This window comes from Parapedobacter soli (genome assembly GCF_025460835.1).
GTDB classification, from domain to species: Bacteria; Bacteroidota; Bacteroidia; order Sphingobacteriales; family Sphingobacteriaceae; genus Parapedobacter; species Parapedobacter soli.
On record NZ_JAMXAY010000056.1, the window covers coordinates 1 to 26,770 of the forward strand.

A 26,770-nucleotide genomic window follows, 5' to 3' on the forward strand; every position below is an offset into this window, starting at 1 on the left:
TAGTTAAATATGAACAATACTGACTTTAGTCGGACAATAGTGATTATTAACATATAAACTTTTGACATGCAGAATTTAGCGAACCAATTTCTCAATGAGTGGCTATGGCCAGCATTTATGGTGTTAGTCCTGACCGTTATCCTTGGTCACGGACTTTTGAACATCGACCGTATAGTCGATAAAGGAAACCAAGGCACCCGCAAGGATGCTTTGCTTGAAATGCTTTACTTGGTGCTTGGCGTGATGATATTGATGGCCATCCTTTCAGGTGTTGCCGCGATTATCAATGCGAACAAGCCAAGCCTGAATGTTTAACCATGCGTAAAATAGTCGTTAGGAAAGGAATAGACACAAAACCATTGATTTGGGGTTTGTCTATTCCCTTTTTCTTCTTGATTGTGGCGGTCGCGCTTGGATTCCTACTCTTTGGAAGTGGACTAATCATTTTGGGATTAAAGCAAATGAGCGGTTCCACGGCGATAGGGGGGGTGGCCGTTGTTTTGGTTGGCTTGCCGGTGGTGGCCATACTGAAAAGTTTCCTGACGAAAAAGTCAAAACCGAGCAAAACAAACTTCGGAAAGACCATCCGGATTGTGAGCAATCACGATATACTGAAATACCTATGATTACAGCCGGTCAAGCATATTCGATTTTGGGGGTGATGGGTGACATGTTGTTAACCAAGGACGGTTCTGTATGCGTTGCGTATTTGGTGGAGAACCCCGAACCTTATTCACTTGACATACATTCACTGGAAAAAAGGCACAGCGCTTTCCACCTTGCGTTAAAGGACATGCCGCCGGATAGTTTCTACCACCGACAGGATGTTTTCGTTAAAGACAACTACAATCCAGATATCCATGATTTTCCGGATACGTTCATTTCCAATGCAGAGAAAGAACATTTCAGGGGACGGGAGTACCTAAAGCATTTCTGTGTGTTGGCCTTTACCATCTGCCACCTTGAAACACTCGATAAAGCCTACAACCAAAACCCCCTGAAATTCAAGTCGAGCCTTTCCAAGAGTGATTTGGAAAAACTGGACAATTTCATAGATGCCGTAGATAGTGCGATATCGGTGATTAAGAACATCGAGCAAACAAACATAAAACGGCTCGATAATGACGAATTGAAATATTACCTTTTCAAGTTCGTCAATGGTTTTAATGAGGACAACGGTGTAAAGGACATCAAATTTGAACAGCGGTTACGCCTGGGCGCGGCTACCGGTTCATTCTTTGCCGTATCGGATGAAAACTTCCTGCCCGATACATTCGATGCTTTCGTAACCGACAATACCATCGATTCGCCAAATGTGACGTTGAATATGGCGCGATTGGAGCAACTTGGTATCCACCTGCATGCAAACCACGTTATCAACCAAATCATTTCGTTCCCCGGAAACGATTTGATGAAACAGGAATTAGACCAACGTATCCTATTACACGGCCAGTACCGGGCGTTCGGTTCCGAAATCAAGTACAAGTACCATAAACTGGAAGAATTTAAAAATGACATCCTTGAAAACGATGCCCTATTATGCCGGGTTCATTTCAATGTGATGGTGTGGGACGAGGACGAAACCAAATTGTACGAAGCGGAGAAGAAAATAAAAGAGGTGTTTGTCAACAAGGGCTATAAATACTATATGCCAAGCTACGAGGGCCTTTACAATATTTTCCTTGGAAGTGTCATAGGCCGCGAAAAGAAATTAGACCACCGTTATCTGTTCACGGCTGACCTGAACGCCGCCCTTTCCTTTTCGATTAACTACAGCGCCTACCGCGATGACCCGGACGGGGTTCTGTTCACAGACCGGATTTTCCAAATACCCCGAAAGGTGGACTTATGGAACGGTGGGGCCAAGCGGATCCCCGCGCGCAATGGGATGGTTGTGGCCAGTACCGGAGGGGGAAAATCCGCGACCACGCTCAATATTACCCAACAGTTCTTGGAGCAGGGCGTTAAAACAATCGTCGTTGAGTTCGGAAGCAGTTTCAAAACATTGGCCATGCTATATCCGGAACGTTCGGCTCATATAGCATACCGTTCGGATACGAACCTTGGCATTAACCCTTTCCATATCGAGAATGATTCGGAATTAACGCCGGAAAAGGTCAATACACTGACCGCAATCGTGTTGAAGTATTGGCGGCAACGTAGCGTTGATACCGAGGCAAACGCGGTGATAGCGCTTTCCAAGGTCATAAAAGAATACTACAACCGGGTCAGGAAAAACCACAGCTTTCCATCGTTCTACAATTTCGTCCGTGATAATATCAGTGAGGTACTCAAAAAGCTTGAAGTACCGGAAAAATATTTCGATACCGAAAGTTTCCTGCACATCTGTTCCGAGTTCATGCCGGGAGGCATGTACGAGAATATCAGCGCACCGGCCGATAACACCGTCGATAAAATCCGGAACAATGATTTCATCGTTTTTGAATTGACCGAAATAAAGAAAGACCCGTTTCTTGTTTCGGTTATCATGACCGCGATTTTCGATACGGTTGAGAACAAAATCCTTTCCGACCGGTCGACAAAGGGAGTTTTGATTTTTGACGAATACGCCGAAACTCAATCACTCAAAGACTATTTTTCGGGTGACGATATACACTCCACCGTAGCTTTTGCCTATCAGAAATTACGGAAAGAAAACGGTGCCATCTATACGATTATCCAGTCGCCGGTGCAGCTTCCGGACAATGAATATACAAAGGGTATCATTGCAAACACGCAATTGCTATATGTACTGCCTACCACCGAAACGGTTTACGACCAAGTAATCGAATCATTCCATATCAAAAACAAGGCGCATATAGACCTAATGCGCTCCATTAAGTTCAATTTTGCGGCCGAAAGGCCATATAACGAGGTTTATATAAGATTCCTTGATGCCTATGCGGTTGTGCATAAACTGGAATTTTCGCGCGAAAAATTCTACGCTTTCCAAACGGACGGGGAAACTTGGAAGAAAATACAGGACTTATATAAAGAGCATGGCAATATGCCCGATGCTATTCACGCACTAATGATGAAAAACCATGAAAAAATCAATGCGAAAATCAATGCTACTGATGGCGGTGGCGTTGTTCTCAATTAAAGCCCAGGCACAATGGGCGGTGTTCGATGCGAGTAATTTGGCGCAGACAATAAAACTCGTGGGAGAAGCCGCCGAGCAGTCGAGAATACTTGGTGATACCTACGATGAACTTAAAAAGGCGAACCAAATGATTTCAGAGGTGAGCAGCAAATTGAAACAGGTATCGCTTATCAGTGAGGTGATGCAGGAACAGGTGGCATTGATGGGCAGGGCAAGCAATCTGATAATGAACCTTAACATGAATGCCGGGGACAATTACGATGTTGTTTCGGCATTTAAAAAACAAACCGACCAAATCATTAAAATGAACAATGCGAACGTCGAGTTTTTGAAAACGTTCCTTACCGATGGGCTGAATATGTCGGACGGAGAGCGTTTGCAATTGGCGTTGAACATCCGGGAGGAAACCAAGCGCAGGGACGATGAATTGAAGTCGTTGGAATCGAGGGCCCAAGCCACGATTGATGTTCTGAAATTGTATGATAAAATGGCAAGCCAGCGGAAATGAAGTTAGCGACGGTTTTTTTCGGATATCAGGAAGCCCAACAGGCGTATCAGAATCTAAAGGTTGAAACGCTTACTATGGCTGTTTGGGGCGTTGCGTTGGCGTTTGCTACGGTGATTATCATGTTGGAGGTTCTCAAAAGGTATCGCATGGCATACGATTCCCAAACGGGCAGGGTTGATGTAAAGGCGTTCCTTTCCCTAATCTATCCCTTGATTTTAACGCAGTTGGTTATTTCGGGAGGCCCCGCAATTATATCGGCAGTGGAGTACGTGCTTTCGCTCATGGAAAAATCCTTGCTTTCCGGTCTGAAAGGGGGAGAGCCGGAACCCATTTGGGACGCACTTAAAGAGGAAGTTGTCGAAAAGACATCAAGGAGCGTAATGGGTTTGGCAGCAATGGAGGCCGCACACTTCTTTGATTACATAGGTGTCATCATAGTCAAGCCAATAGTTTCTTTCATTGACCATTGGCTTTTCGGCATCGCTATCACGGGAAGATACCTTTATCTGATTTTGTTGGAAATGGTATCGCCGATAGCGGTAATCTGTTTGCTGTCCAAGGATACACAGCAGTATTTTTATACGTGGGTAAAGCATATGATTGTTTGTTACCTGTTAGTCCCCGCTTTTATGGTCGCGCATTTGTTTGCCGAGGGAATGAAAGAGTATATGGTGACCGATGGCGGGTATACGACATTTGCACTGATTGGGATGCTTGTACTTAAATTGTACCTGTACAAAATCGCGGGTTCAAGGGTGTTTAACTTACTATAATGGCAAATACCGGTAAAGAGAAAATCGATAAAGTGAATACCATTAAAGGTTACGATGATTTGCTTGTAGCCAAGCGCAGCAGTGCGCTGATGATGAAAGTTGTGGTAGGATTTTGTGTGTTCGTGGTTGTGGCTGTCCTTTTTTGGGCTTTCAGCGTACACGTGTCTACCGTTGACAAATTAAAGGTTATCGATAGAGCGGGTAACGTTATTCCCGCTGATTTATCGACAAGGGAAAAACAATTGCGGGCATTTGTTGAAACGCATTGCTCGAATACCACCTATTACCTGAATAGTTTTGACCGGCTGACCATCAAGGAGAACCAATCACGGGCCTTGTTCCTTGTAAACAGTAATGATGCAAACCGTATCTTTTCACAATTCAACACGCAGAATTCGTACGGGGATGCGCTTACGAGGGGCGTGGTGTTCGAGACGACTTACGACAAGCTGTTGGATTTGGATATCACCCAAGAACCGTATAAAGTCCGTTTCCAATCCATTATGACCATCTATGACAACAACAATAAACCCGAAAGATATTTGGTGCTGTCGGAGGGTACGCTGGTCAACCATACGGCTCAATATCCGGAAAACCAAGTCGGTTTATATTTCAGAACGTATAGGCAGGAATTTAAAAAGTTAGAAAGCGATGAATAGAGCAAAAGTAATTGTTGTTTCGATTCTATGTGTCTTGGGACTTGCATTATTCCTTGTGGTATATAACCTATTTGCGGGAAGCAAGGAAAAAGACAGTATTGAAGTGACCAATGCACCCACGGCACGGGTTCAAGATAAGTTCACCTACCAAGAAATGATGAAGTACAGGGAGGACAATCCGAACGATTTCAGAACCGGCCGAACGAAGATACAGGTCGATGAACAGAATAGTATAGATACATTGATGTTCCGTATAGCGGGACTGGATGAAGATGATACGACCGAAACCAAAGAAGTAACCGAAGCCAGTGTTACGGATTGGGAACCTTATGAACCGAAAGCAGAGGAAAATACGGTCGCTGCAAGCAGACCCAGTGAAACCCGTAGGTCGGCATCGTCCGGGGGTGGCAAAGCGGTATACGAGACTTCACATATAATCGAAGCACAAAAAGAAATCTTGGGGAGCGCGGAGGAACCGCAGGACAATGCTTTGCCCATCCAAGCGCAGCAGCGCCGCCGCCGTGATGGGTTTATCGATGGCAGCGTTGGAAAAGGTGCGGGTGCATTGGCCGGGATAAGCGTGGTCACAATGGGTGACCAATTTGTCGAACCGGGTGGGGTAATCAAATTGCGGCTTACGAAAGCCGCAAATGTCGGCGGTCAGAATATACCGAGAAATACCATTGTGTACGGCTCGGTATCCCAAGGCCAAAACCGATTGAATGTAACGGTAAACTCCGTTCAGGTCGGAAATACCGCTGTCCCGGCGAACCTTTCCGCATACGATGCCGGTGACGGCATGGCAGGGCTGAAAATCACGCAGCAGGAGGTAAACCATCAACAGGAATCCATAGCCAATAACGCGGGTGATGAAATACTGCGCAGCACGGGGCTTTACAGCTTGCCGGTCATCGGCTCAATCAGCCGAGGGGCCAAGGAATTGCTGACGAGGAACAGGGGTAACCAAAACGGTATTTTGGTGACGGACAATTATAATTTGGTACTGAAATGATAACACCGGTTTTGCAGAGCATCTACCCAAAGGCGGCATGCACCGCCCAAAGTGTTAACACTTTTGGACAGCTTCAGCTGCCCAGGAACGAAATTATGTTAACACCTTTTCCGGAGATCCCTGCGGGACCGCCGGAAAAGGTGCGCCGAAGTGTTAACAACCGCTTTATCAAATACACGTGTGTATTGTTCGCTTTGTTCCTGATTTCGGGGATTACATTTGGACAGGAAATATTAACGAAACACATAAAAGTGAGCTATGACAAGACCACTTTTATAGTTTTCGACGGGGAACTTGATTTCTACGATGTGGGAAGCGAGGATTTGCTTTTTCAGGTTACGCAGAAACCGAACATAGTAAAGGTTAAAGCGGCAGTGGAACAATTTCCCGAAACGAACATCACCATTATAACCAAGAACGGCCAATACTACTCGTTAATCGTTTCGTATGATGCCGACCCGGACACGTTGAATTATATTTTCACGGATGGAAAACCCATCCTATTGAGCCAAGAAGCACAACGGGACAAACTACAGGAAGAAAAGGAAAATAAGGCGTTGGCCGATGCGGAGCATGTTTTGCGCGAAACGCAAAGCATGACTTTTCCCAATACGCATTCGACATTCCGGTATAAAACCGGGATGGCAATTACCGGTATTTATTTTTACAATAATCAGGTATATTTCAATCTGTCCATAACGAACAAAAGTCCAATCGATTACCAAATCGAGGCCGTTATGTTCTTTGTACAGCAGAAAAGAAAAAGACGGCAAGCAAGTACCGCACAGGATATCCATTTGCAACCCATCGTCACCAAAGGGCTTGTTGAGCAGGTTCGGGCGGGTCAGGAGGTTAAGAACGTGCTGTTTGCACTTGACCAGTTCACGATTGCCGAAAACCAAAAGTTAACGGTATCCCTTTTGGAAAAGGACGGTGTGCGTAATCTTGAAATCGACATAACAAGCAGTGACCTATTGAAAGGGCGCAGAATCCAATAATTGAAAATAATCGCTCAATCGTATCGAATATTTTAATATTTTTATTGTCTCAAATTCTACCGAAAATGAAACTTACCGTTATAACCATATCGATTATCTTTATATCGGTATTCCAGTCAAATGCACAGATGTACCGTAGCCGGGAAAGTGCCAACGTCTATTTTGGCGGCTTTTTTTCTGACATCGGAGGGGGTGCCAAGGTCGGCTATTCCTATCTGATGGGTAACGGATTTTTCCTTTCCCCGGCTGTGTTCGGAGAATGGGGAAGGCCATACCAAGCGAAATTTTCAAGTTATGGTGCTGATGCTGGGGTTGGCTATTCTCCGTTTTGGTTCAGCAACAAAGCGATTTTCAATTTACGTTTGAGTGCCACCGGCATGTATGATATCCTAACCGGCCTAAAAAAACATGAATCGGGCTTTTCATATGGAGCCAAAGGAGGGGCAGAGTTGGAATATTATTTAATAGAGCAATCTATGACAATTACACTTTTCGGAAACCAAGCATACCTGTTTAAAAACGCCTTTGGCAATACACGCTATGAGGTAGGACTAATGTTTAAATTCACACTTTTTTAATATATCACTACAAAAACTTTTGACCATGAAAACGATTCTTAAGACCCTGTTAGTTTTTTCTGTAGTATTAGCCACCAGTTGTAAGAAAGGGGGCGACCCGGAGCCAACGGAACCGGAACCCCGTGCAGCTTCGGAGTTCCTGAATCTATCATATGATGAGCAAATAAAGTATAGCGAGGAATATCTTAAAAAATTCTTCGGAAAGAAATATAGGTATTCGGGTAGGCAAGTCAGTGAAGTGGACGAAAACGGGTTGCCAACCGGGAAAGATTCAAAAGACCACATACAGGAGGGTACGACTGCATGCGAAAAGGCATACATTATCCATACACCGAATGGTTTTGGAGTAGATGATAAAGTCACGGTTTCTGTGGATACTGAATGGGCAGAGGAATATGGGTGTCCGGTAGTGGAATTTCCGTATAGCAAGAACTTTCATTTACATAATAATACAAGTAACGGTCTCCCGATTTCCGTGAATTTCCCTGACATAAAATTATGGGTGAGCGACCTGCAAGACGAATCAGGTTTTCAAGTGCTTGCATTCCCGTTCCTGGACACCTATATGAGTTCGATTGTGCTATTAAAGTATGATGGTGAGTATTGGCAAATGTATAGTTTCAGTGAGGTGGTAAATTAGATTTTACAAAAAACATGAAACAGCTATCGTTATTTATACCGTTGTTATTTAATCTGATTTTGGCTTTTGGACAAGACGAGGAAAATTATCGTTATTCAGGAACAGACGAGCAAACCCGCGAATATCCCTACTATTGGCCAGCCATTATTAATCCGCTGATAACGTCAACGTCGAAGGATGTTAATCCCTTGGATTTGACCGTTTCACCCTCATTTACCCGCAGTGTAAACTATCTGCCTCAAGGGAGGGTGAATGATTTTCAAATTCCCAATTTTTTTCAGGGCAGCGAACGGGAGATAGTTGTTTATTATCCTGGTTCGGGTTCACCCGGCCCATCCATAACACTTCACCAATTGCCCCCCGCCAAACTGTTTGACCGCTATTGGAGGGAAAGAACCGGATGGTTCAACCATGATTACTTTATGTACCAATATTATGCTACATTCTACTACAAAAGTGGGACAGGGGGAAGCGAAATGCAGAGTATTATATACACTCCGTCAACAAACCAACAGGTAAGTTATACGCTTATAAACAGACCTATCCGCGCTTTCCACACACGAAATTCACGGGACGGTTTTTGGACTTCTCGTTTACCGCCCACAAGTGGTAATAATTATGTGCGTACCGAAGCCGTAAAAGACGGAGGAATACCCATTGTTCAGGAAGTGTATTCCTTTACCATTAGGTCGGTCATGGCCTCTTTTATAAATCTACCTGAAACCGACTTGATAACCTTTTGTACAGGCGATGGGTTATTAGACCTTTACGACCATTTCAGCGATAAAGATGGAGTTACATTTAACTTAAATGATGAAGCAGGGACATTACAAACAGGCAATATCATAGATAAAAGTTCATTGTCCCCGGGTATGTATAAAATCGTTGCGACAAAACAATATGACAATGGCCTTTATACTAAAGAAATAGACTTAAAAGTTACGCCAGTACCAGTAGCAACCATTACTAAATCCATTTCGGGGAATACATTTTGTCAGGGGACACAAGTAACGCTGTCCGCACCCGAAGCACCGGAGGGAGAAATATATACATATGAATGGAGTACCGGGCAAACAAGCCGGGAAATAACTGTGACCAACAGCATAACCGCCAGTGTTACGGTGAGCAATGGGGGTTGTGAAAGTACGTCCGAAACCATGTCGTTAACAGCCACCCCATTGCCGCAAGCCAACATTACCGTACAAACCGGAGGCAACCGGATATGCGAAGGGCAAACCGCGGTACTTGCGGCAACAGCAGGGGAGGGGTTGACTTATCAATGGCTCGATGAAGATGATAATGTCGTGGGTACGAGCCAAATTTTTTCTACGTCCGAAACGGGTTCATTCCGTGTCCGGGTAACTAACCAAAATGGCTGCAGCAATACGTCAACACCCACCACGATAATTGTCCAACCGAATCCAACCCCTGAAATTTTGGTCAACGGGCCAATCGAATTTTGTGAGGGTGGTTCCGTTATTTTAACGGCATCGATGCCCGATGGCTCCACCCCTAACCTTACTTGGAGTAACGGTCAAAACACACAAAGTATAACGGTGACAGAATCAGGCATCTATTCGGTAAGGGCTAATAACGCCAATGGATGTGTGGCCGAAAGTGAAACAATCGAAGTGATTGTTAACCCCAATCCAAAACCGGACATTTTTGTCACCGGTGATTTAACCTTTTGCCAAGGCAATTCGGTTACATTAACTGCATCACCCGGAGCATCATATCTTTGGTCGAATGGAGAAACGACCAGAAGTATTACAACGGATAATCCCGGCCAGTACACCGTAACAGTTACCAATAACAACGGTTGCGAACGTATAAGTGACCCGGTTTCCGTAACTGTTCTTCCGAATGAAAAGCCCGAAATTGCCGCGCTTTCCAGTACCGAAATATGTGAGGGAGAATCGGTCACGTTACAAGTAACCAATGCCCAAGCAGATGTAACTTATACTTGGAGTAATGGCGTTGAAGGCATCGAGAACACGGTCAGCACAGTTGGAAATTATTATGTAATTGCAAGCAATAACAATTGTTCACAATCATCCGAACCCATTGCTGTAACAGTTACCCCAATACAAAAGCCGCAGGTAACTGCATCCGGTTCGTTGGAGTTTTGCCAAGGTGAGACCGTAACCTTGACGGTTACCAATGAGGCCGGTGCCGACGAGATAAGGTGGTCTAATGGTGAGGCCGGGAATCAAATTGAAGTGTCAGCAAGCGGTACATATATCGCTTACATTGTGAAAGATGATTGCGAAAGGGCAAGCGACCCGGTAACTGTGAGTGTATTGCCGAACGTAAAGCCGACCATCCAACCGCTTGGTGTAACCACGTTTTGCGAGGGTGATGAAGTTGCCATTGCTATCAATAATCCGCAACCCGGGGTAACTTATACGTGGAATGATGGAAGCCAAGGCTACCAAATTATAGCCGAGACGACCGGGCAATATTACGTTATTGCAACCAATGAAAATGGGTGCGCATCCGTATCTGATGCCGTTTCGGTAACAGTCAATCCAATACCCAAACCGACCGTAACCGCAAGTGGTGATGTGGATTTGTGCGAGGGCGAATCAGTTACATTAACGGTCAACGAAACCGCGGCAAGTTACCGTTGGTCAAACGGCGAAACCACGCGGAGTATCACTGTTTCCACTCCGGGAGTATACACAGCTTATATCAGCAATGACGAGGGATGCGAAAGGGCAAGCGACCCGGTAACTGTAAGTGTCCGTGATAACCGGCCGGTTTCAATTTCATTGTTTGGACAAACCGAGTTTTGTGAAGGTGATTCCGTAGTATTGACGGTAAATCAAGAAGGTGAATACCTATGGTCAACCGGGGAAACAACCCGAAGCATAACTGTTAAAACATCCGCGCTCATAAACGTCCGCGTCATTAACGCGGAAGGTTGCGAATCCGTGTCGGATAACATAACAATCAACGTTAAGCCGATACCGAAGCCGACAGTTACGGCTAACGGGCAATTGGAATTCTGCCAAGGCGACAGCGTTACCCTACGCATCGAGCAGGAAGCACCATCATACCGGTGGTCGAACGGTAGTACGGAGCGGGAAGTCACAGTAAGCAGTACGCAGGTGTTAACTGCCTATATCACCAATGATGATGGATGCGAAAGGGCAAGTGACCCGGTAAAGGTTACCGTGAAACCAAACCCCATTCCAAAAATAAACCTGTCAGGCCCAACGGAGTTTTGCGAGGGTGATTCCGTTACGCTTTCTGTAACACCGATTGCCGGATACACTTATACTTGGAGCAACGGTGATACTGGACACACCACGGTTATAAAAAATAATTCAACCGTTTATGTCAGTTCCGCATCACCGGACGGTTGCGTAGCTATTAGCGAAGTGGTTGACATTAATGTCTACCCGCTTCCGGTGCCGACGGTTACGGCATCCAGTCCGCTCGAATTTTGCGAGGGTGATTCCGTCATCTTAACCATTGACCAGGTTGCACATGGGTATCGATGGTCAAACGGTGCTACGACAAGAAGCATAACCGTACATACGTCCCAAACCCTAACGGCTTATGTGACCAATGAGCAGGGTTGTGTCAGGGAATCCGAACCTGTTTCGGTCCGGGTGACCCCAATCGCGAAGCCCACGATTACGGTTATTGGCCAAACTACCATTTGTGATGGTGATACCGTCATTTTGTCGTCGTCACCGGGGGTGGAATATTTATGGTCAGACGGTAGTACTACACGCGAAATCCGTGTAACCGACCCCGGCAATTATTCCGTTACCGTAACAAACGCAGCGGGATGCCAACGCACAAGTGACGATGTTTCCATAGCCGTTACACCGAACGATGTTCCTACCATTTCATCTACGCTTGGCACACAATTTTGCGAGGGTGAAGAAACGATTTTGACAGCCTCGGAAGGACAGTTGTACCGGTGGAATACAGGCGAAACAACCCGTGAAATCCGGGTGTCATCGAGCGGCGTTTACACGGTCACCGTTGTCAATGACAACAATTGCAGCAGGATGTCGTTGCCCTTTGAAGTAACGGTAAATTCTCCAACTCCCTTACAGCGGATTCCCGACCAACAAATCTGTATAAACGGCGAAGATTTGTTGCTTGATGAAATCAACACAAATCCCCTAAACGGAGAATATACGGGCGACGGTGTGGTTTATAACCGGTTTGAGCCGTCTCAGGCAGGTATCGGCCACCATACGATAGTTTATAATTATGTCAATGAGCACGGATGTGAAAGTACGACCTCATTTACAATTGAAGTCGTAGCACTTACCGAACTTAATGTTGGCGCAGATACAACCGTTTGCCTAAATGAGCCCGATATATTACTCATGATTGAGGGGTTGCCAGTCGGCACAAAAATTACTGGAAATGGCGTGCAGGGAAGCCGTTTTGTTCCATCGGAAGCGGGTGTTGGTGTACATGAAATCACATACACCTATGGCAATGCGGAAAATTGCGTTACCGTTGAAACGCGCGTCATTACGGTCGCACCGGTGCCAACCGCACCCGTTATTTCCGGCAATACGGCAACATGCGATAACAGCACCATTGAATTGCGAGCAAATTCCACTGTCCTGGGCAACGCTAACATCGCTTATAAGTGGTACAGGCAAAACGAAAGTGAACACTTTGCCGAAGGGGCCACGTTGCGCCACGTGATGAAAGGCACCGAAACGTTTTACGTTACCGCCCAAGCGGGCGGGTGCGAAAGTGAGCGCACACCAGTACAGGTGTTTTCTTTGACCCCCGATGTCCGGTTGACAGCTTCTGCAACGGATGTAATGCAGGGGACGCCTGTAACATTTACCTTGGACGATGTACCGAACAGCAATCCATCGGTACGATGGGAATGGAGTTTCGGTGATGGTTTCACGTCAGATGAACGGAACCCCAAACATTTCTATAATAAGCCCGGAGTATACGATGTTACCGTTAGGGTGTTTAGTGACGAGGGATGTATGGTGGAGTTAAACGAAGAACAGTTTATTACCGTACAGGAGGACACCATAATTATTGACCCACCGAATATGCCCGACACGCCAGTCGTGGACGACACACCGTTTGAAAAAACAGTTGTATATCCCAATCCAATCCGTTCCGGGCAAGCACAGGTACGCGCTTTCAATGAAAGCAATACGCCGGTTAACGGAACGCTTGAAATCTATACTATTTCCGGGAAGTTGGTTGCCAAGCAGGATATTACCCTTAACGCCGGACAGAACGATATCGGTATCGAGAACCTCAATCGACTGGTCGCGCGCACTTATTACCTTTTCGTGTTAAGGCGAGAGGATAGAAAGGCACACGAAACCATCAAAGTATTAGTGTTATGAGATTATTCCTAAGAATAGCGTTTGGCTGCGTTGTCGCTGCATCCGTTGGGTGCAGCGACAGGGATGAAGCGATTTTGGGCTACAACGAAGCCCCGCAGCTTTGGATACTGGACGATGATAACAATACCCACGATGTGTATACCGACAGTCTGCGGTATTCAGCCGACCCGCCATCGTTCTACAACCTGCGGCTGAAAATGTCAGACCGGGACGAAAACCTTTGGCGCTGCCAAATCGTCCTTGATTCCGGTAGGGTTACCGGGTATTACCAAGGCAGGGAAATGGCGTTGCCGAGCGTCCGCGTTGACCAAGAGGTCGTGGAGCTTTCGGTTTCCCCAAAGCAGACCGGGGACAACGAAATCCGGTTCGTCGCGGAAGACCGTTTTAACCAAAAAACGGAAGTGATTCTTAACCTTTACGTATTCGATAACCTGAAACCCGTGGCCGTGTTGGAAAGCCGTTCCATCACCGCGCGCGAATACGAGTTTTCGGCCACAGGTTCATACGACCAAGATGAACGTTTCGGGGGTGAAATCAGCGGTTATGAATTTACCATCGATGGGGTTTCGTTCCAAACCCCATCGCCGACAGTCAGGCATGTTTTCCCTCGACCGGGGACGTATGTCATACGGTTGCGCGTGCTTGATAACAATAGCGCATTTTCAGACGAAGTTGAAACACGCATAACAGTCGAATAGTATGAAGCTGATAACGATTGCCATAGCTTTTACCTCGATTCCGTTGTTTTTGGCCGCGCAGGAAAGCGAAACAACCGGTTATCCCACGGGTGCGGAATTCCTGAATGTGAACATCGACACACGCAGCGCGGGTATGGGGAATCTCCGGACTACCCCCTTGCCCGATGCCCATTCGGTTTTCTCTAATCCGGCCCGAATCGCTTTCCCATCGGGTGAATTGCTCCACGATGTGGGGATTACGTATAATCCGTTGGCTCCGGGCATAACGAGCGATGTCAAATTGTTGAGCCTATCAACCAACCATTACATCGGAGGCGGTGGAATGAATGCATCCTACCTGTCGGGGTTTATGCAGTACCTCACGTACGGGGATGTGTTCTTTACCGACGAACAGGGTAATGAATCCGATTATTTCAAACCTTATGAAATGGCCATCGGTGCCGGATATGTGCAGCGGTTCGGTTACTTTTCGCTCGGCCTTAACGCAAAGGCCATATATTCCCGCCTTGGGGCTAACCGCGTTGCTGATGACGGGACGAACGGATTTGCCTTTGCCGTGGACGTGGGTGGATACGGGGAGTTGCCGCTCAATTCCGACGACCAACTGTTACACCTTGGGCTGACGATTTCCAATGTCGGTACGCCCCTGGGCTATGGAGGAAGTACGCAGAAATCGTTGCTTCCGCAGACCATGCGCATCGGTGCCGGGTACAGGAGTATCTTCGACCGCGATAACAGTTACGTGTTTTTCGGCGTTGACTGGAATAAGACACTCATACCCACGGGTCACGACCCCGGTGTCGATGGCACCAATATATTCGATGCATTTGCCAAGTCTTTCGGGGATTTTTCAGGCTCCGGGATATCCGTTGGCGGCGAAGTTTCCTTTCAGGACAGGTTTGCGTTCCGGGCGGGATACTCCAAGGAACCCGACCATTACAACAGGCTTAATTATTTCACGGTCGGACTAAGCCTCGGCAGTTTCTTCGGATATAACAGGGTGGGAATAGATGGGGCATTCCTAATACCGTCCGGAAACAACGGGGTCGGAACCGGAAGCCTTTTGAAATTGGGACTGTCGTTCCAAGTGTTCGAGTGAATCAGCTTTCGACGGGGCTTTAGGGGTCAGGTTGTTACATGGATTTTTTCATAATGGGCATCAAAGAATATCATTTGTTTTTGCCGTTTTTTTTGTTCAACTTCGGCTACTGTTTTTGAAACGGGTATTTGATACAGTTTAAATCCGCACTTACGACAATGATTAACCGTTTGTTTTACTGATGGTCTACAGTATTAGCCTTGCGCTGAAAGAGGCGAGACGGGCGAAAGGCATTACATGGCAGGATATGTGCCAGCTTCTCAAAATAGGGCAAAGTTCGCTTTCCTATATCGAAAACCGGAAACAGCAGAAATACGTCCTTTACCTTAAATTCCTTGCGGAAAACGGTGTTGACCTGAATATCATTTTCGGAGGAAAGGACAGGGTTAGTCTGGAATTGAAGAACCAAAGGCAAAGGAAGAAGATAGGATGGCAAAAGGTGTGCGAGTTTGCGGGTATGTCACAGGGTGCGCTTTCTTGGATTGAAAACAGGGAGGATACGACCTTTGACGGATACCTGAAAGTACTGGTAAGGCACGGGGTGGACATTCAGGGGATTTTCAAATCTTAGGGCATACAACGGTCGGTGCAGGAAAATTCCGGTAGCCGCGTGTTCCGCTCATACGCCACGTGGCCTTAGTCACCCGGCCGGTATCCGCTTCACCCGTTCGCTTCGCCGAATGCGGACGGTGGGCCAGTTGCACGGAGCAAGACCGTTAACACAACAAGCCCGGAGCAGGGTGCCGGTGAACCCGGCCATCCCTAAAAGTGTTAACACTTTTTCGTTCCTGGGCAGCTGCAGCTCGCCCAAAGTGTTAACAGTCTTTCCGCGGATCCCTGCGGGACCGCCGGAAAGCACCGGCAAAAGTGTTAACGGTTTCCGCATCCGGTTACCCCATCGAGGGGCAACCCGATACGCGGGGTTTGGGCAGGTGCTTTCTACGGATGGATGTATTTCAATCAATCATAGCACAAAGTTATACAGTGGCCCCGACATCGGTCACCCCCCTACCCTCACGTGGCCATTGCCCTCCGGGTTCAAGGTAGTCCGCTAAAAATTGGGGTATCCACTCCCTGCGGTCGCGGAGCCACCGCAAATTTTTACCGGCTCCACCTTGCCGGTAGTCGTTGCCATTGTATGGGCCGCGTGCATAATTAATTGAATGTTTCACATTAAATCATTATGCATTATGGCTATTGCGCTTCTTAACGACAGTCCGGGGTTCAGGCATTTCACCTGCACTTCTACTTATCACAGGTTCTTACAGTTAAAGATAACAGACGGGGCGAAACACCTGGTGGAGAATCACGGTGGTTTCGGGTACTTTTTGGTTATAGCCAAAGCCCAAGAGGAATTGGAAAAGCAGTCTTTTCAACATTGGAGGCTGGAAAGGATGACCGGGTGCTTTTTTGGAATCACCGTAGATGACGGCAACGGTAATGTTCTGTGTAGTATGCGTGTAGAGTTAATGGGCTTTATGGGCGATGCCGTCAGGCTTTATGTAATCGATGGAACCGTATTGCTCCCAAGCGAGTACTGAACAAAGCCCTGCGGGGCTTTTTTTTGCTCATATAAACCCCTTGCCGCCCATCGAGGCCGTCAATGGGTTTCAGGGTTGGGCAGGTGCTTTCTACGTTCTGCAGGAATAAAAATTGATTTCCCACGGCAAAGTTAGAACCATAATATCCAAATACCGTACACCCCCCTGCCCTCACATGGCCATTGCGCTCCGGGTTCAAGGTAGTCCGCTAAAAATTGGGGTATCCACTCCCTGCGGTCGCGGAGCCACCGCAAATTTTTACCGGCTCCACCTTGACGGAATTTGTCTAATTATGCCTGTATAGCCCGCGTAAATCAAATTTTTTTCTAACTTTAATCATCCAACAATGGACAAATTATCTAATTCACAGCCCCAATCAGAACGAACCATGATTTTATTCCTAAAAACACAGCGCGCAGTTGATGTGGCAAACAAAGTACTTGCAAGCGGGCCGCACGATGATGATGGAGAGTTTAGATTTGCATTGTACGATAAACACACGATGAATGAAGCTGATTTTTTTCTCACCGATTTCCTACAGGAAATACCATCATCCAAATTGGTTGTCGGTATTGATTATGAACTGCAAAACAAATAGCCCCACGGGGCTTTTTTTGTTCCTATAAACCCCTTGCCGCCCATCGAGGCCGTCAATGGGTTTCAGGGTTGGGCAGGTGCTTTCCATTTCCCGATTGCCACAAGTTTGCCCCGAATTTAAATCCGTTTGCAACTCCATTAATTTTTTATAGCAAAAGTAGGACGTTACCCTTTAGCCAGTAAATAGGCTTTTGCGGCATATCCTCGTTCCTGCGGTATTCCACAGTCCTATTGACAGGCTGGGTCGCCGACCTATACCCTCTTGCATAAAAAATTAAAATCCGTTTATTATGCAAACTACACTAAATTTCGAATCCGCACAAAACTACAGCAATCAGGCCCCACAAACGGAAATGGTAGCCAATGAATTCGTACTTAAATACAAAAAATCGGAACACATCAATTCACTTAACAAGGGCGAATTGAATAGTTCAATACGTATTGCCAACTTTCTCCGGACAGTATGGGACGAAGACCGGCTGCATTACCAAGAAAGTTTCTATGTGCTATATTTCACCAACGGGATGAAATTATCCGGATTTTTCAAAATAGCCGATGGCACCATCGATGGTGTGCCGGTTGATATGAAATTGATGTTTACCAACGCATTGCTGTCCGGGTCACACAAAATCATACTTGCACACAACCACCCATCCGGAACACTCAAACCCAGTTCCGCAGACCTTGCGATGACCAAAAAAGCAGCCGAGGCGGGCGAATTACTTAGCATCGAAGTCGTAGACCATATCATCTTAACTCCGGAAAGCCACTATTCTTTTAGGGACGAGGGGTTACTGTAACCCTATCCCTTTTTTAAACCCCTTGCCGCCCATCGAGGCCGTCAATGGGTTTCAGGGTTGGGCAGGTGCTTTCTACGTTCTGCAGGAATAAAAATTGATTTCCCACGGCAAAGTTAGAACCATAATATCCAAATACCGTACACCCCCCTGCCCTCACATGGCCATTGCGCTCCGGGTTCAAGGTAGTCCGATAAAAATTGGGGTATCCACTCCCTGCGGTCGCGGAGCCACCGCAAATTTTTACCGGCTCCACCTTGACGGAATTTGTCTCATTATGCCTGTATAGCCCGCGTAAATCAAATTTTATTTTGTAACTTTAAATAATTTTTCAGCTATGAAAGCTACAACGTTAGAAGTATTCGACATTCTTAGGAAAACAATCAAGAACGAAGATGATGCAAGGAAAGTCGTCCAGTATCTGGAAGACGCGAACGAAGCCGAGATTGTTAAAACAGTAGAACGGAAAATTGAGCATCTTGCTACCCGTGAAGATTTGGCGAATTTTAGAGCCGAGATAAAAGGCGAATTCGCGAACCATATCAAATGGATGTTTGCGTTTTGGGTAGCACAGTTAGGCGCTATGTTTGGTTTACTCCATTATTTTCTAAAGTAAAGTTAAGCCCCTCGGGGCTTTTTTTTGCATCCAACAGCAATGGCCGACCATCGAGGTACGGCCATTGCTGTATACCCATCACCCCCACCCTACTGTCGGTATCCCCAATTTGCCGTTTACGTCCGCTGTTTGCCCTTGTCCCAATTCCACCATCGTACGTAAACCGCACGCTCAAAAGGAGTGTGCATACGGCTGTCCTCATGCTTCCGGGCAGGCGTATGCACACACCTTTTCCACCCCGGCCAAGCTGAACGGCCGCGCCCGGTTCCCTTTCCGTCAATCCACGCGCGGCATTGGGTAAGTGTCTCGCGCCGTTCCACTAAGCTGCGCCACTTCCCTGCATTTGCGCAAGGATTGACGAACGCACAAAGCAGCTATTCCGGCCAACGCCCAAGCCCTTGCCGATAGCAGCTTTTTTTGGCCATGCACCGGCCGCCAGTACGTTCCCCGGACTTGCTTCGGATGTTGGTTTGAACCCACCCGGCCAAAGGGGATGTGTTAACAGTCTCCGGAAGAATTCGGCCGGCCGGCGCATCGAGCAGCTGACCAAGTGTTAACACTTTTGCCGGAAGCTGCACCAGGCACGTGCATAAAATGTTAACACTCCGGGGGATGGTCACTCCCACCGGCATTACGCTCAGGGGCGGTGTGTTAACATCCGGAAACCGCTTCTTTGCCCCGCAGGGCGCTCGCCGCGCGGGCAGGTTAAGGTTCGTCATCCCATACGTAGCCGAAAAGTTGGCTTTCGGGGATGGCCAATGCTTCTTTGATAACAAGAAAATGCGGGTTTTCGTTCAGCAGTCCCCTTAAATCCATCTTCAAAAGGTATTCGGAAATATCCCCCTCGATTTTCGAGGGGATGAATGTCGGGCTTTCATCCCCCCACCGGGATGTCGATTTCAATACGTTGTATCCCCTGCCCTGTAAGGTGCGCAGTATAGCGTGGGTAAGGGGAACAAAATTCATGATGCCAAAATAACAATAATTACCCACGCTTGTTTGCTAATATATTTAGTTAGTATATTTGTCCCGATGGAAGTGGAGATTTTTACAGTGAAGCCGTCCGGCAGGTTAATACCCTTATTCGGTGAGCGCATCCATGCGGGTTTTGAAAGCCCCGCAACGGACTACGAGGAAGAACGGATAGACTTAAACGACTATGTTTCGTCCTATCCCGAAGCCACCTTTTACGCTCGTGTTATCGGTGACTGCATGGTCGGGTCGGGTATTTTCGATGGCGACCTACTGGTCGTCAATCGGTCGTTAACCCCGTCCAACGGGGATGTCGTTGTGGGTGTGCTTGACGGGGATTTTATATTGCGCGTTTATCTCAAATCCGGACGTGATGAATACCTGATGCCCGACAATCCGAAATACAAACCCATCAAAAGGACTGAATGCACCCAATTCCAAATATGGGGTGTCGTACCACATACCATATTGAATCAATTAAACAGGAAACATGTACGCGCTGATAGACTGCAACAATTTTTACGTTAGTTGCGAGCGGGTTTTTCAACCCCATTTACAGGATAAGGCAGGTGTCGTGTTGAGCAACAACGATGGTTGCGCGATTGCGAGAAGTCAGGAGGCAAAGGATTTGGGCATCAAGATGGGACACCCATACTTTCAGCTAAAGGATACCCACCCCCATGTTTGGGTACGTTCAAGCAATTACGCCCTTTACCAAGATATGATGTACCGGGTTACCTCGATTATACGAAACTATTTCCCTGACCAAGAGATATACAGCATTGATGAATGTTTCTGCGATTTAAGGGGATTTACCGTTATCGACCCATTGTCACTCGCAGCGGAATTGAGGTCTGAAATCCTGAACTGCACCGGCATCCCCGTATGTATCGGAGTAGCAAGGACGAAAACACTTGCCAAGATTGCCAACCGCATAGCGAAAAAGAAATACAAGGATGTCGGCGTTTTCGTCCTGCAATCACAGGAACAGGAAGCCAAGGCACTTGAAGCCACAGAAATCGGTGATGTTTGGGGAATAGGCGGCAGACATGCGGCAAGGTTAAGAGCGATGGGCATAGACAACGCCGGTAAATTCGCCCGGCTCCCCCCCGATTGGGTGTTGAAGAATATGACGATTGTCGGTTTGCGGATGTGGCGGGAGTTGAACGGGGAAAGCTGCATACCTATGGAATACGTCAGGAAAGCCAAGAAAGGAATCGGAACTTCACGCTCATTCGGGAAACCCGAATCGCGTTTAGCTGTTTTGCTCGAAGCATTGGCCACCTACGTATCGCTTGCATCCGCGAAACTGCGTTCCCAGAATTCCGTTTGCGGCAGGGTTTACGTATATGCGAGGACGAGCGATTTCGTCGGGGAAGCGGAAAGGTTCGCCTGCGGATTTGAAGTGCGGCTAATCACACCCACCGCAAACACCGGCGAACTTATCAAGGTGGCCGGTTGGATACTGAAAAAAACGTTCAGGGATGGATACCGATATCAAAAGGTCGGTGTCCTGTTGTCGGACATCCGGCCGGATACCGAAGTACAGCAATCCCTTTTCGACCGGTCGGTCAAAAGGCGCGTCAGGATGGCCAGCGCGTTCAGGGCAATGGACTCGATTAACGCCCGCAACGGCCGCGACACGGTCAGGGTTGCGGCAAGCGGCAACGAGGGCAAATGGACTATGAAACAGGACTTCCGCTCCAAGCGCTATACCACTAAACTTTCCGAAATCATAACTGTTAAAGCAATATAAATCATTACATTCGTATATGTGTTATTTCACTTCCACCCCAAGCAAGGCCGAGTTAAAGCATTTATTCCCGAAATACCATGTAGATTGGGACGGTAACCTTTATGCGCCCGACGATGAGTATTTTGCCGTGCGGGGGTTTGACCGCCCTTGGCTACCCACAACCCTGAAAGAATCCCCGGACAGTATCGGATTGTCCCGGTGGTGGCTTATGGGAAACAATGTAAAGGAAGAATCCGATTACAGGCAGTACCTGACACTTAACGCCAAAAGCGAAACGCTTTTTACAAGCCCCCTGTACCGACACTTTTCCCTTAATACCGGACTTCTTTGGGTAAACGGATTTTACGAGCCACACAAGCCCAAGCTATCCGAAAAGGACACGGTTTCCTATTACCTGCATCTGCCCGGAAAGGAAATTTTCACCCTGGGCATCATCTATGCCGTTTGGAACGGCATGCCGACCTTTTCTGTGATAACAACCCCCGCAAACGAACAACTGGAACGCATCCATAATGATAAGAAAAGAATGCCGCTGGTCATCCCCCAAGAGCGCCGGGACGAGTGGTTGAGCGCCAAAGATAAGGTTGATGTTCAGGCGCTGATGGAACCGTGGGACGGAACTTTCCTTGAACAACAAACCAAGGAACGTGTGACGGCCAAAAAGGGGAATCTCAATTATCCGGAAATACAGGAGGCGGTAGAATGAAATATTCGATTCCCGATTTTTCAATCCTTACCGAATTGATTGCCGGTGAAATCCCGCTGCACGACCGGGTAGTCATATTTCATTGGCCAAGCAATACAGTAATGGAACTTTTACCTGCGGACGATGGTTTCATTGCGAAGTATGATGGCCCGAAATTCGTTTGGGAACGACCCTACCCCAACGGCGAAACCGCCAAGGCGGTATTTGTCATACACCGCACGATAATTGACAATCCCGACGACCTGTCCAAGGTTATCGATGAAGCCAAAAAATGGTATGGTGATTATCTTGATTGGCGTGATACTTCCGAAGAAGCGTTAGACGATTATTTCCGGCAGCAGGAGGACGATACCGACCCGCCAAATTAATGCAGGGTCTGTTAACACCACCGCCCCGGAGCAGGGTGCCGGTGACCGCGGCCATCCCAAATAGTGTTAACACTTTTTCGTTCCTGGGCAGCTGCAGCTGACCAAAAGTGTTAACAGTCTTTCCACGGTTCCCTGCGGGACCGCCGGAAAGCATCGGCAGAAGTGTTAACAGCGGGATTTTCTTTTTGCTCCGCAGGGCGCTCGCCGCGCGGGCAGGTTAGGTAGGTTGATTTTCCTTTTTTGCGGGTTATTAGGCGTTAAGGTTAACTTTGTTCTATATNTTAACAGTCTTTCCACGGTTCCCTGCGGGACCGCCGGAAAGCATCGGCAGAAGTGTTAACAGCGGGATTTTCTTTTTGCTCCGCAGGGCGCTCGCCGCGCGGGCAGGTTAGGTAGGTTGATTTTCCTTTTTTGCGGGTTATTAGGCGTTAAGGTTAACTTTGTTCTATATCCAATTGTTATGGCCACCATTTACTTTGAAAGCCGTACGGGCAATGTAAAGCGGTTTGTGGACAAATTGCAAGCCACCGGGCATAACATTCGTGCCGTTAGGATAACTCCGGGGTTATTGGTAAGGGATAAGGGGCATTTAATAACTTATACTGACCGTGACGGTGAAATACCGGAATTGACCCGCAAATTCGTAGAGGATAACCATCGCTTTTTGCTTTCCGTTTCTTCCAGTGGTAACACCAATTGGGGTCGAACCTATGGGATGGCCGCAGACCGGATTAGCACCGATTTTGGATTGCCGATTATTTTGAAGTTTGAATTGTCCGGGCTTGACAGCGATGTGGCAACATTTATCCAAGGGTTGACAAAAAGCGAACATATTCTTTGATGCCCCGGATGAAAAAATCCATAATACGAACGGCAATGAAAAAGGCTCCGATTAAAGAGCCTTTGCATATTGGATGGGATTGATTAATCTTCGCTATTTGTCGTCGGTGAACCCGAACTATGGACTACGATGTCATCGGCTTGCAGCGTGATTACACCAACGTGTTCACCCTTTCCGTTTTCGTAGACCCGAACATCTTCCCACCCATTCACTTCCACCACGGCGCCCTTTCTAAGCCGCGAGGCGACACCCGTACCGAGCCAGTAGGCTACTTCGATATACGTGGTTTTTTCTTTCCATTCGTCGCTTCCCTTGGCCTTGTACGACCGGTTTTTCGCGATGGTGAAGTTTACTACTGATTTGCCGCTTTCAAACTCTTTGACCGTGGCATCTGCGGTTACCCGCCCTACATGGATAGACATAATACTTAGTGTTTATTAATTAATGTATTCAAATATAGCATTTTAAATCAATATATATACATACATATATATAAATATATGTTTATATTTTTATGTGGCTGAAAATGGTTGGCCACAATCCCCGCATAGGATATTAAGTCCCGGCTTGCCCCAAACCTTTATTTCACAGTCGCACATGTAGCGGACTTTCTTTCCGGATGCGCTTGGTGCCGATTCACCCTCTTCCCCGCTTTCTTCCCCGGTATCGGTTTCACCCGCCAGTACGGCAACTGCGTTTACCAACAACGGCTTGGCTGGGTAATATGGCAGCTTCAAGTCATCGGTTCCCGATGAAACGATGTCTTGGTACTTCTGTTGGAACCTGCCCCCCTCGATGGTGTAATCGTTCATCGATTGACCGGTTACCCTGCCGCCCGGCTGTCCATTGTGTGACGGCATCAGACCGACAGATATCATTTTGTTTGACCATTCCCTGTTATGATAGCATCGACGGGACGGCTTGCCGAAATCTTCCTGCCACAGGTGGCACATTTCATGAACCAATGTGCGGTGCAGTTCCTCGTCATCGACATTGAACGTGTCCGGGTTGATGCTGATTTCATGGATGATTTGCTTGCCGGTCTTATCTTTCCACCTGCGGGGCGCGAAAAAGCCCATAGCGCCATTCTTACGGCTCAAATTCAAAAGGCAGTCCTTTAGTTGGCCATTGAACAATTCTACGTTGTAGTAGTTAAAAAGACCCTCAATCGTTGTAAACTGTTTTTCCGTGATTGCCATATCCCTTATTGTAATGTACATTACAAATATAATCTTTAACATCGAATATATCAATATTTATATAAAAATATTTTTATATAAATATATATTTATATTCAAACATATTTATATATTTGTATTCAACAAAATGATTATCGCTATGGATTACAAAACGGTATTGATTCGTAACTTGGACAGGGAAAAAGAATTGATGACGGCACTCGATGAACGATTCAACGGAACCCCTATGTCACAGGCATTAATAAGAGCCGCGAAAATGTTTTTAACTTTGGAAAAGGAAAATGCCCAGATGAAAACAGAACTTCGGGACTTACGTAAAAAGTACAGCGACACACGTTATGCGGTGGACGAATATCTGACGGCAAAGAAAAACCTTGAAAAACTAATGACCAACGATAAACATTAAGCGATGGACAAGAAAAAAAAGCACGTCACGGCCAAAAGAAAGAAAGTGATAATGCTGCCTGAAATCCGCGACCACATTATTCAGCCGAACCGTATAACCAATGCGGTATCGGATTATACGCTTTACCAAGAGCGCGTATTTACAGCTATCGTATATTACCTGCAAAACCCCATCAAACTATCATTCAACGGTGAGAATTACAAGCAACTGGATTTGTTCGGCTCGGATATGGTAATGCTGAATATTCCACTAAAGGATATCAGCAGCCCCCGCGAATATCCAAAGGTCAAGGAATCCATCCGGCAGATGTCATCGATGAATATTTCAATCAAGTACAAAGACAAGGATGGAAAAGCCCGTGAGCGCACGGGCGGCCTGTTCATTGCCGATATGCCGGAGAGCGGGAACGGCCGGGGCATTATCAGGGTTAAGTTTGACCCGATGGTGGCCGACCTCATTATCCGATTGGATAGGAACGCCCGGGGACAGGCCATCAATTATACACGCTTTGCCTATCAGATAGCCCAGGGCGTGAAAACCAAGTATGCCGCGAAGCTATACAAACTGATTTCCAGTTGGAAATCCAAGGGAGGGTTCTATATGTCCAAGGATGAACTGTACACCTTTCTTGGTGTGGATGGCAAATATGCCCGGTATGCTGATTTCAAAAGGCGTGTACTGATGCCCGCACATGAAGAATTATACGAGAAATCGGATTGCTGGTTCAACTGCCGGGCAAAGGATTTTGAGGAAAGGAACGGAAACGAGGTCGTTGGATTCAATTTTAAGGTCATTACGCCGGAGTTTTTGGAGGATGGCGATAAAAAGGTCGAGCAGATAATATCGTTGCTTAAAACGCACTTTAAATGCACCGACGAGGATATCGAAAAAATCAGTCCGATATTCAGTCCGGAAGTATTCAATTACGGGCGTATCGTAAACAAGATTCAGGAATTATCCGAAAAGGTAGACCATACCATCAAGCAGAAAAACCGGTACGTAATAACGTCACTGGTGAATGAATTTTTGAAATAGATGGAAATAGTTCGCTTTTTGTCCACGGTGGAAATTCAATGTTCGCTTTTTGTCCACGGCAATGTTCGCTTTTTGTCAATACCAAGTTCGCTTTTTGTCGTCGAAAAGTTCGCTTTTTGTCCACGGTAATTTCCGAAAAGCCAACGCATATGTTTAATATACAAGTGTTTACAGCTTCAATTTTCGGCCTACAAATACAAATGATTAAAACAATTTTAATCAAAAATAAGGCATTTAGGTTGATACAGACCGGTTTCCACTGAAAAGCATGTCAAAACGTCAGAATTGGAAATGAAATCATCATTAAAACAACTGGTTTTATTGCGCGGCGGCGAAAAGTTCGCTTTTTGTCAACGGTATGAAACACGGTGCAACCGTTAAAAGTTCGCTTTTTGTCACCGTATGGATATAACGTGTTAATATTATGTAAGTTATGGCCATTCAGATTTTACAGAATTTTCGTATCCAATAGTTAGTTAATTTTTAAGCGGCAATAGTGCCGTACATTATT

The 26,770-nt window shown here is 46.6% G+C and carries 31 protein-coding genes; 25 read left to right on the forward strand and 6 right to left on the reverse strand.

The window, feature by feature from the left end:
• The first annotated feature begins 66 nt into the window (after positions 1–66).
• The 14 genes from NGM62_RS18210 to NGM62_RS18275 all read left to right on the forward strand — a co-directional run bounded on the left by NGM62_RS18210 (position 67) and on the right by NGM62_RS18275 (position 15,996).
• The gene (locus tag NGM62_RS18210; RefSeq protein ID WP_262249721.1) at positions 67–315 is read left to right on the forward strand and encodes a hypothetical protein; all 249 of its coding nucleotides are present in this window, start codon (positions 67–69) and stop codon (positions 313–315) included.
• A gap of 2 nt (positions 316–317) precedes the next feature.
• A complete protein-coding gene (locus tag NGM62_RS18215) occupies positions 318–626 on the forward strand; it encodes a hypothetical protein (RefSeq protein WP_262249722.1) in 309 nt (102 codons plus the stop codon).
• Positions 623–3,103 (forward strand): VirB4 family type IV secretion system protein, encoded by a 2,481-nt coding sequence (locus NGM62_RS18220; protein ID WP_262249723.1) that lies wholly within the window; start codon positions 623–625, stop codon positions 3,101–3,103. The genes NGM62_RS18215 and NGM62_RS18220 overlap by 4 nt, the downstream gene beginning before the upstream one ends.
• On the forward strand, positions 3,057–3,611 hold the full coding sequence (locus tag NGM62_RS18225) for a DUF4141 domain-containing protein (protein WP_262249724.1): 555 nt from the start codon (positions 3,057–3,059) through the stop codon (positions 3,609–3,611). The genes NGM62_RS18220 and NGM62_RS18225 overlap by 47 nt, the downstream gene beginning before the upstream one ends.
• Entirely contained in the window at positions 3,608–4,384 is a 777-nt protein-coding gene (locus NGM62_RS18230) for a hypothetical protein (RefSeq protein ID WP_262249725.1), read from the forward strand. The genes NGM62_RS18225 and NGM62_RS18230 overlap by 4 nt, the downstream gene beginning before the upstream one ends.
• Entirely contained in the window at positions 4,384–5,043 is a 660-nt protein-coding gene (locus NGM62_RS18235) for a hypothetical protein (protein ID WP_262249726.1), read from the forward strand. The genes NGM62_RS18230 and NGM62_RS18235 overlap by 1 nt, the downstream gene beginning before the upstream one ends.
• Positions 5,036–6,055: a conjugative transposon protein TraM gene (gene traM / locus NGM62_RS18240; RefSeq protein WP_262249727.1), complete on the forward strand. Its 1,020-nt coding sequence runs from the start codon at positions 5,036–5,038 to the stop codon at positions 6,053–6,055. The genes NGM62_RS18235 and traM overlap by 8 nt, the downstream gene beginning before the upstream one ends.
• Positions 6,052–7,053 carry a conjugative transposon protein TraN gene (locus NGM62_RS18245; protein ID WP_262249728.1) on the forward strand — a complete coding sequence of 334 codons (1,002 nt, stop codon included), beginning with the start codon at positions 6,052–6,054 and terminating at the stop codon, positions 7,051–7,053. Before traM ends, NGM62_RS18245 begins: the two co-directional genes overlap by 4 nt.
• A gap of 65 nt (positions 7,054–7,118) precedes the next feature.
• Positions 7,119–7,631: a hypothetical protein gene (locus NGM62_RS18250; RefSeq protein ID WP_262249729.1), complete on the forward strand. Its 513-nt coding sequence runs from the start codon at positions 7,119–7,121 to the stop codon at positions 7,629–7,631.
• 25 nt (positions 7,632–7,656) lie between these two features.
• Positions 7,657–8,271, forward strand: coding sequence for a hypothetical protein (locus NGM62_RS18255; protein WP_262249730.1), 615 nt, complete (start codon positions 7,657–7,659; stop codon positions 8,269–8,271).
• Between the two features lie 620 nt (positions 8,272–8,891).
• Positions 8,892–13,628: an Ig-like domain-containing protein gene (locus NGM62_RS18260; RefSeq protein WP_262249731.1), complete on the forward strand. Its 4,737-nt coding sequence runs from the start codon at positions 8,892–8,894 to the stop codon at positions 13,626–13,628.
• Positions 13,625–14,326: a PKD domain-containing protein gene (locus NGM62_RS18265; RefSeq protein WP_262249732.1), complete on the forward strand. Its 702-nt coding sequence runs from the start codon at positions 13,625–13,627 to the stop codon at positions 14,324–14,326. The genes NGM62_RS18260 and NGM62_RS18265 overlap by 4 nt, the downstream gene beginning before the upstream one ends.
• A 1-nt stretch (position 14,327) precedes the next feature.
• A complete protein-coding gene (locus tag NGM62_RS18270) occupies positions 14,328–15,425 on the forward strand; it encodes a PorV/PorQ family protein (RefSeq protein WP_262249733.1) in 1,098 nt (365 codons plus the stop codon).
• Positions 15,426–15,606: 181 nt separating this feature from the next.
• Positions 15,607–15,996, forward strand: coding sequence for a helix-turn-helix domain-containing protein (locus tag NGM62_RS18275; protein WP_262249734.1), 390 nt, complete (start codon positions 15,607–15,609; stop codon positions 15,994–15,996).
• A 69-nt stretch (positions 15,997–16,065) separates the two neighbouring features.
• On the opposite strand, the gene NGM62_RS18280 is transcribed toward NGM62_RS18275, so the two are convergent.
• Both NGM62_RS18280 and NGM62_RS18285 read right to left on the reverse strand, forming a co-directional pair.
• The gene (locus NGM62_RS18280) at positions 16,066–16,311 is read right to left on the reverse strand and encodes a hypothetical protein (RefSeq protein ID WP_262249735.1); all 246 of its coding nucleotides are present in this window, start codon (positions 16,309–16,311) and stop codon (positions 16,066–16,068) included.
• 91 nt (positions 16,312–16,402) lie between these two features.
• Complete coding sequence (locus NGM62_RS18285) at positions 16,403–16,597, reverse strand: hypothetical protein (RefSeq protein ID WP_262249736.1); 195 nt, start codon at positions 16,595–16,597, stop codon at positions 16,403–16,405.
• Between the two features lie 18 nt (positions 16,598–16,615).
• On the opposite strand from NGM62_RS18285, the gene NGM62_RS18290 reads away from it, so the two are divergent.
• The 4 genes from NGM62_RS18290 (at position 16,616) to NGM62_RS18305 (ending at position 18,976) form a co-directional block, all read left to right on the forward strand.
• Entirely contained in the window at positions 16,616–16,966 is a 351-nt protein-coding gene (locus NGM62_RS18290) for a DUF6876 family protein (RefSeq protein WP_262249737.1), read from the forward strand.
• A 346-nt stretch (positions 16,967–17,312) separates the two neighbouring features.
• Entirely contained in the window at positions 17,313–17,564 is a 252-nt protein-coding gene (locus NGM62_RS18295) for a hypothetical protein (protein WP_262249738.1), read from the forward strand.
• A 289-nt stretch (positions 17,565–17,853) separates the two neighbouring features.
• Positions 17,854–18,363, forward strand: a complete 510-nt coding sequence (locus tag NGM62_RS18300; RefSeq protein WP_262249739.1) for a JAB domain-containing protein — start codon at positions 17,854–17,856, stop codon at positions 18,361–18,363.
• 334 nt (positions 18,364–18,697) lie between these two features.
• Positions 18,698–18,976, forward strand: a complete 279-nt coding sequence (locus NGM62_RS18305) for a hypothetical protein (protein ID WP_262249740.1) — start codon at positions 18,698–18,700, stop codon at positions 18,974–18,976.
• Here the strand turns inward: NGM62_RS18305 and NGM62_RS18310 are convergent.
• Both NGM62_RS18310 and NGM62_RS18315 read right to left on the reverse strand, forming a co-directional pair.
• The gene (locus NGM62_RS18310; protein ID WP_262249741.1) at positions 18,942–19,256 is read right to left on the reverse strand and encodes a hypothetical protein; all 315 of its coding nucleotides are present in this window, start codon (positions 19,254–19,256) and stop codon (positions 18,942–18,944) included. The two genes, NGM62_RS18305 and NGM62_RS18310, sit on opposite strands and share 35 nt — an antisense overlap.
• Before the next feature lie 425 nt (positions 19,257–19,681).
• On the reverse strand, positions 19,682–19,942 hold the full coding sequence (locus NGM62_RS18315; protein WP_262249742.1) for a hypothetical protein: 261 nt from the start codon (positions 19,940–19,942) through the stop codon (positions 19,682–19,684).
• A 66-nt stretch (positions 19,943–20,008) separates the two neighbouring features.
• Here NGM62_RS18315 and NGM62_RS18320 point away from each other — a divergent pair, with 66 nt between their 5' ends.
• The 5 genes from NGM62_RS18320 to nrdI all read left to right on the forward strand — a co-directional run bounded on the left by NGM62_RS18320 (position 20,009) and on the right by nrdI (position 23,619).
• Positions 20,009–20,476: a LexA family protein gene (locus tag NGM62_RS18320; RefSeq protein ID WP_262249743.1), complete on the forward strand. Its 468-nt coding sequence runs from the start codon at positions 20,009–20,011 to the stop codon at positions 20,474–20,476.
• On the forward strand, positions 20,439–21,704 hold the full coding sequence (locus NGM62_RS18325) for a Y-family DNA polymerase (RefSeq protein ID WP_262249744.1): 1,266 nt from the start codon (positions 20,439–20,441) through the stop codon (positions 21,702–21,704). The genes NGM62_RS18320 and NGM62_RS18325 overlap by 38 nt, the downstream gene beginning before the upstream one ends.
• Before the next feature lie 16 nt (positions 21,705–21,720).
• On the forward strand, positions 21,721–22,410 hold the full coding sequence (locus NGM62_RS18330; RefSeq protein ID WP_262249745.1) for an SOS response-associated peptidase: 690 nt from the start codon (positions 21,721–21,723) through the stop codon (positions 22,408–22,410).
• On the forward strand, positions 22,407–22,778 hold the full coding sequence (locus tag NGM62_RS18335) for a hypothetical protein (RefSeq protein ID WP_262249746.1): 372 nt from the start codon (positions 22,407–22,409) through the stop codon (positions 22,776–22,778). The genes NGM62_RS18330 and NGM62_RS18335 overlap by 4 nt, the downstream gene beginning before the upstream one ends.
• 460 nt (positions 22,779–23,238) lie before the next feature.
• Positions 23,239–23,619, forward strand: a complete 381-nt coding sequence (gene nrdI, locus NGM62_RS18340) for a class Ib ribonucleoside-diphosphate reductase assembly flavoprotein NrdI (protein ID WP_262249747.1) — start codon at positions 23,239–23,241, stop codon at positions 23,617–23,619.
• A gap of 83 nt (positions 23,620–23,702) precedes the next feature.
• On the opposite strand, the gene NGM62_RS18345 is transcribed toward nrdI, so the two are convergent.
• Positions 23,703–24,041, reverse strand: a complete 339-nt coding sequence (locus tag NGM62_RS18345; RefSeq protein ID WP_262249748.1) for a single-stranded DNA-binding protein — start codon at positions 24,039–24,041, stop codon at positions 23,703–23,705.
• 90 nt (positions 24,042–24,131) lie between these two features.
• Positions 24,132–24,818, reverse strand: a complete 687-nt coding sequence (locus NGM62_RS18350; protein WP_262249749.1) for a SprT-like domain-containing protein — start codon at positions 24,816–24,818, stop codon at positions 24,132–24,134.
• A gap of 139 nt (positions 24,819–24,957) precedes the next feature.
• Between NGM62_RS18350 and NGM62_RS18355 the strand changes: the two genes are divergently transcribed.
• Both NGM62_RS18355 and NGM62_RS18360 read left to right on the forward strand, forming a co-directional pair.
• Complete coding sequence (locus NGM62_RS18355; RefSeq protein WP_262249750.1) at positions 24,958–25,224, forward strand: hypothetical protein; 267 nt, start codon at positions 24,958–24,960, stop codon at positions 25,222–25,224.
• Between the two features lie 3 nt (positions 25,225–25,227).
• A complete protein-coding gene (locus NGM62_RS18360) occupies positions 25,228–26,259 on the forward strand; it encodes a replication initiation protein (protein ID WP_262249751.1) in 1,032 nt (343 codons plus the stop codon).
• The last annotated feature ends 511 nt before the right edge of the window (positions 26,260–26,770 follow it).

Coding starts and splice junctions, on each gene's coding strand:
- NGM62_RS18330 (WP_262249745.1), top strand. CDS start 21,721: ATGTGTTATTTCACTTCCACCCCAAGCAAGGCCGAGTTAAAGCATTTA.
- NGM62_RS18265 (WP_262249732.1), top strand. CDS start 13,625: ATGAGATTATTCCTAAGAATAGCGTTTGGCTGCGTTGTCGCTGCATCC.
- NGM62_RS18290 (WP_262249737.1), top strand. CDS start 16,616: ATGGCTATTGCGCTTCTTAACGACAGTCCGGGGTTCAGGCATTTCACC.
- NGM62_RS18275 (WP_262249734.1), top strand. CDS start 15,607: ATGGTCTACAGTATTAGCCTTGCGCTGAAAGAGGCGAGACGGGCGAAA.
- NGM62_RS18235 (WP_262249726.1), top strand. CDS start 4,384: ATGGCAAATACCGGTAAAGAGAAAATCGATAAAGTGAATACCATTAAA.
- traM (WP_262249727.1), top strand. CDS start 5,036: ATGAATAGAGCAAAAGTAATTGTTGTTTCGATTCTATGTGTCTTGGGA.
- NGM62_RS18325 (WP_262249744.1), top strand. CDS start 20,439: ATGTACGCGCTGATAGACTGCAACAATTTTTACGTTAGTTGCGAGCGG.
- NGM62_RS18350 (WP_262249749.1), bottom strand. CDS start 24,818: ATGGCAATCACGGAAAAACAGTTTACAACGATTGAGGGTCTTTTTAAC.
- NGM62_RS18320 (WP_262249743.1), top strand. CDS start 20,009: ATGGAAGTGGAGATTTTTACAGTGAAGCCGTCCGGCAGGTTAATACCC.
- NGM62_RS18250 (WP_262249729.1), top strand. CDS start 7,119: ATGAAACTTACCGTTATAACCATATCGATTATCTTTATATCGGTATTC.
- nrdI (WP_262249747.1), top strand. CDS start 23,239: ATGGCCACCATTTACTTTGAAAGCCGTACGGGCAATGTAAAGCGGTTT.
- NGM62_RS18220 (WP_262249723.1), top strand. CDS start 623: ATGATTACAGCCGGTCAAGCATATTCGATTTTGGGGGTGATGGGTGAC.
- NGM62_RS18315 (WP_262249742.1), bottom strand. CDS start 19,942: ATGAATTTTGTTCCCCTTACCCACGCTATACTGCGCACCTTACAGGGC.
- NGM62_RS18245 (WP_262249728.1), top strand. CDS start 6,052: ATGATAACACCGGTTTTGCAGAGCATCTACCCAAAGGCGGCATGCACC.
- NGM62_RS18355 (WP_262249750.1), top strand. CDS start 24,958: ATGGATTACAAAACGGTATTGATTCGTAACTTGGACAGGGAAAAAGAA.
- NGM62_RS18335 (WP_262249746.1), top strand. CDS start 22,407: ATGAAATATTCGATTCCCGATTTTTCAATCCTTACCGAATTGATTGCC.
- NGM62_RS18300 (WP_262249739.1), top strand. CDS start 17,854: ATGCAAACTACACTAAATTTCGAATCCGCACAAAACTACAGCAATCAG.
- NGM62_RS18305 (WP_262249740.1), top strand. CDS start 18,698: ATGAAAGCTACAACGTTAGAAGTATTCGACATTCTTAGGAAAACAATC.
- NGM62_RS18360 (WP_262249751.1), top strand. CDS start 25,228: ATGGACAAGAAAAAAAAGCACGTCACGGCCAAAAGAAAGAAAGTGATA.
- NGM62_RS18295 (WP_262249738.1), top strand. CDS start 17,313: ATGGACAAATTATCTAATTCACAGCCCCAATCAGAACGAACCATGATT.
- NGM62_RS18210 (WP_262249721.1), top strand. CDS start 67: ATGCAGAATTTAGCGAACCAATTTCTCAATGAGTGGCTATGGCCAGCA.
- NGM62_RS18230 (WP_262249725.1), top strand. CDS start 3,608: ATGAAGTTAGCGACGGTTTTTTTCGGATATCAGGAAGCCCAACAGGCG.
- NGM62_RS18255 (WP_262249730.1), top strand. CDS start 7,657: ATGAAAACGATTCTTAAGACCCTGTTAGTTTTTTCTGTAGTATTAGCC.
- NGM62_RS18270 (WP_262249733.1), top strand. CDS start 14,328: ATGAAGCTGATAACGATTGCCATAGCTTTTACCTCGATTCCGTTGTTT.
- NGM62_RS18215 (WP_262249722.1), top strand. CDS start 318: ATGCGTAAAATAGTCGTTAGGAAAGGAATAGACACAAAACCATTGATT.
- NGM62_RS18225 (WP_262249724.1), top strand. CDS start 3,057: ATGCGAAAATCAATGCTACTGATGGCGGTGGCGTTGTTCTCAATTAAA.
- NGM62_RS18345 (WP_262249748.1), bottom strand. CDS start 24,041: ATGTCTATCCATGTAGGGCGGGTAACCGCAGATGCCACGGTCAAAGAG.
- NGM62_RS18280 (WP_262249735.1), bottom strand. CDS start 16,311: ATGCGGAAACCGTTAACACTTTTGCCGGTGCTTTCCGGCGGTCCCGCA.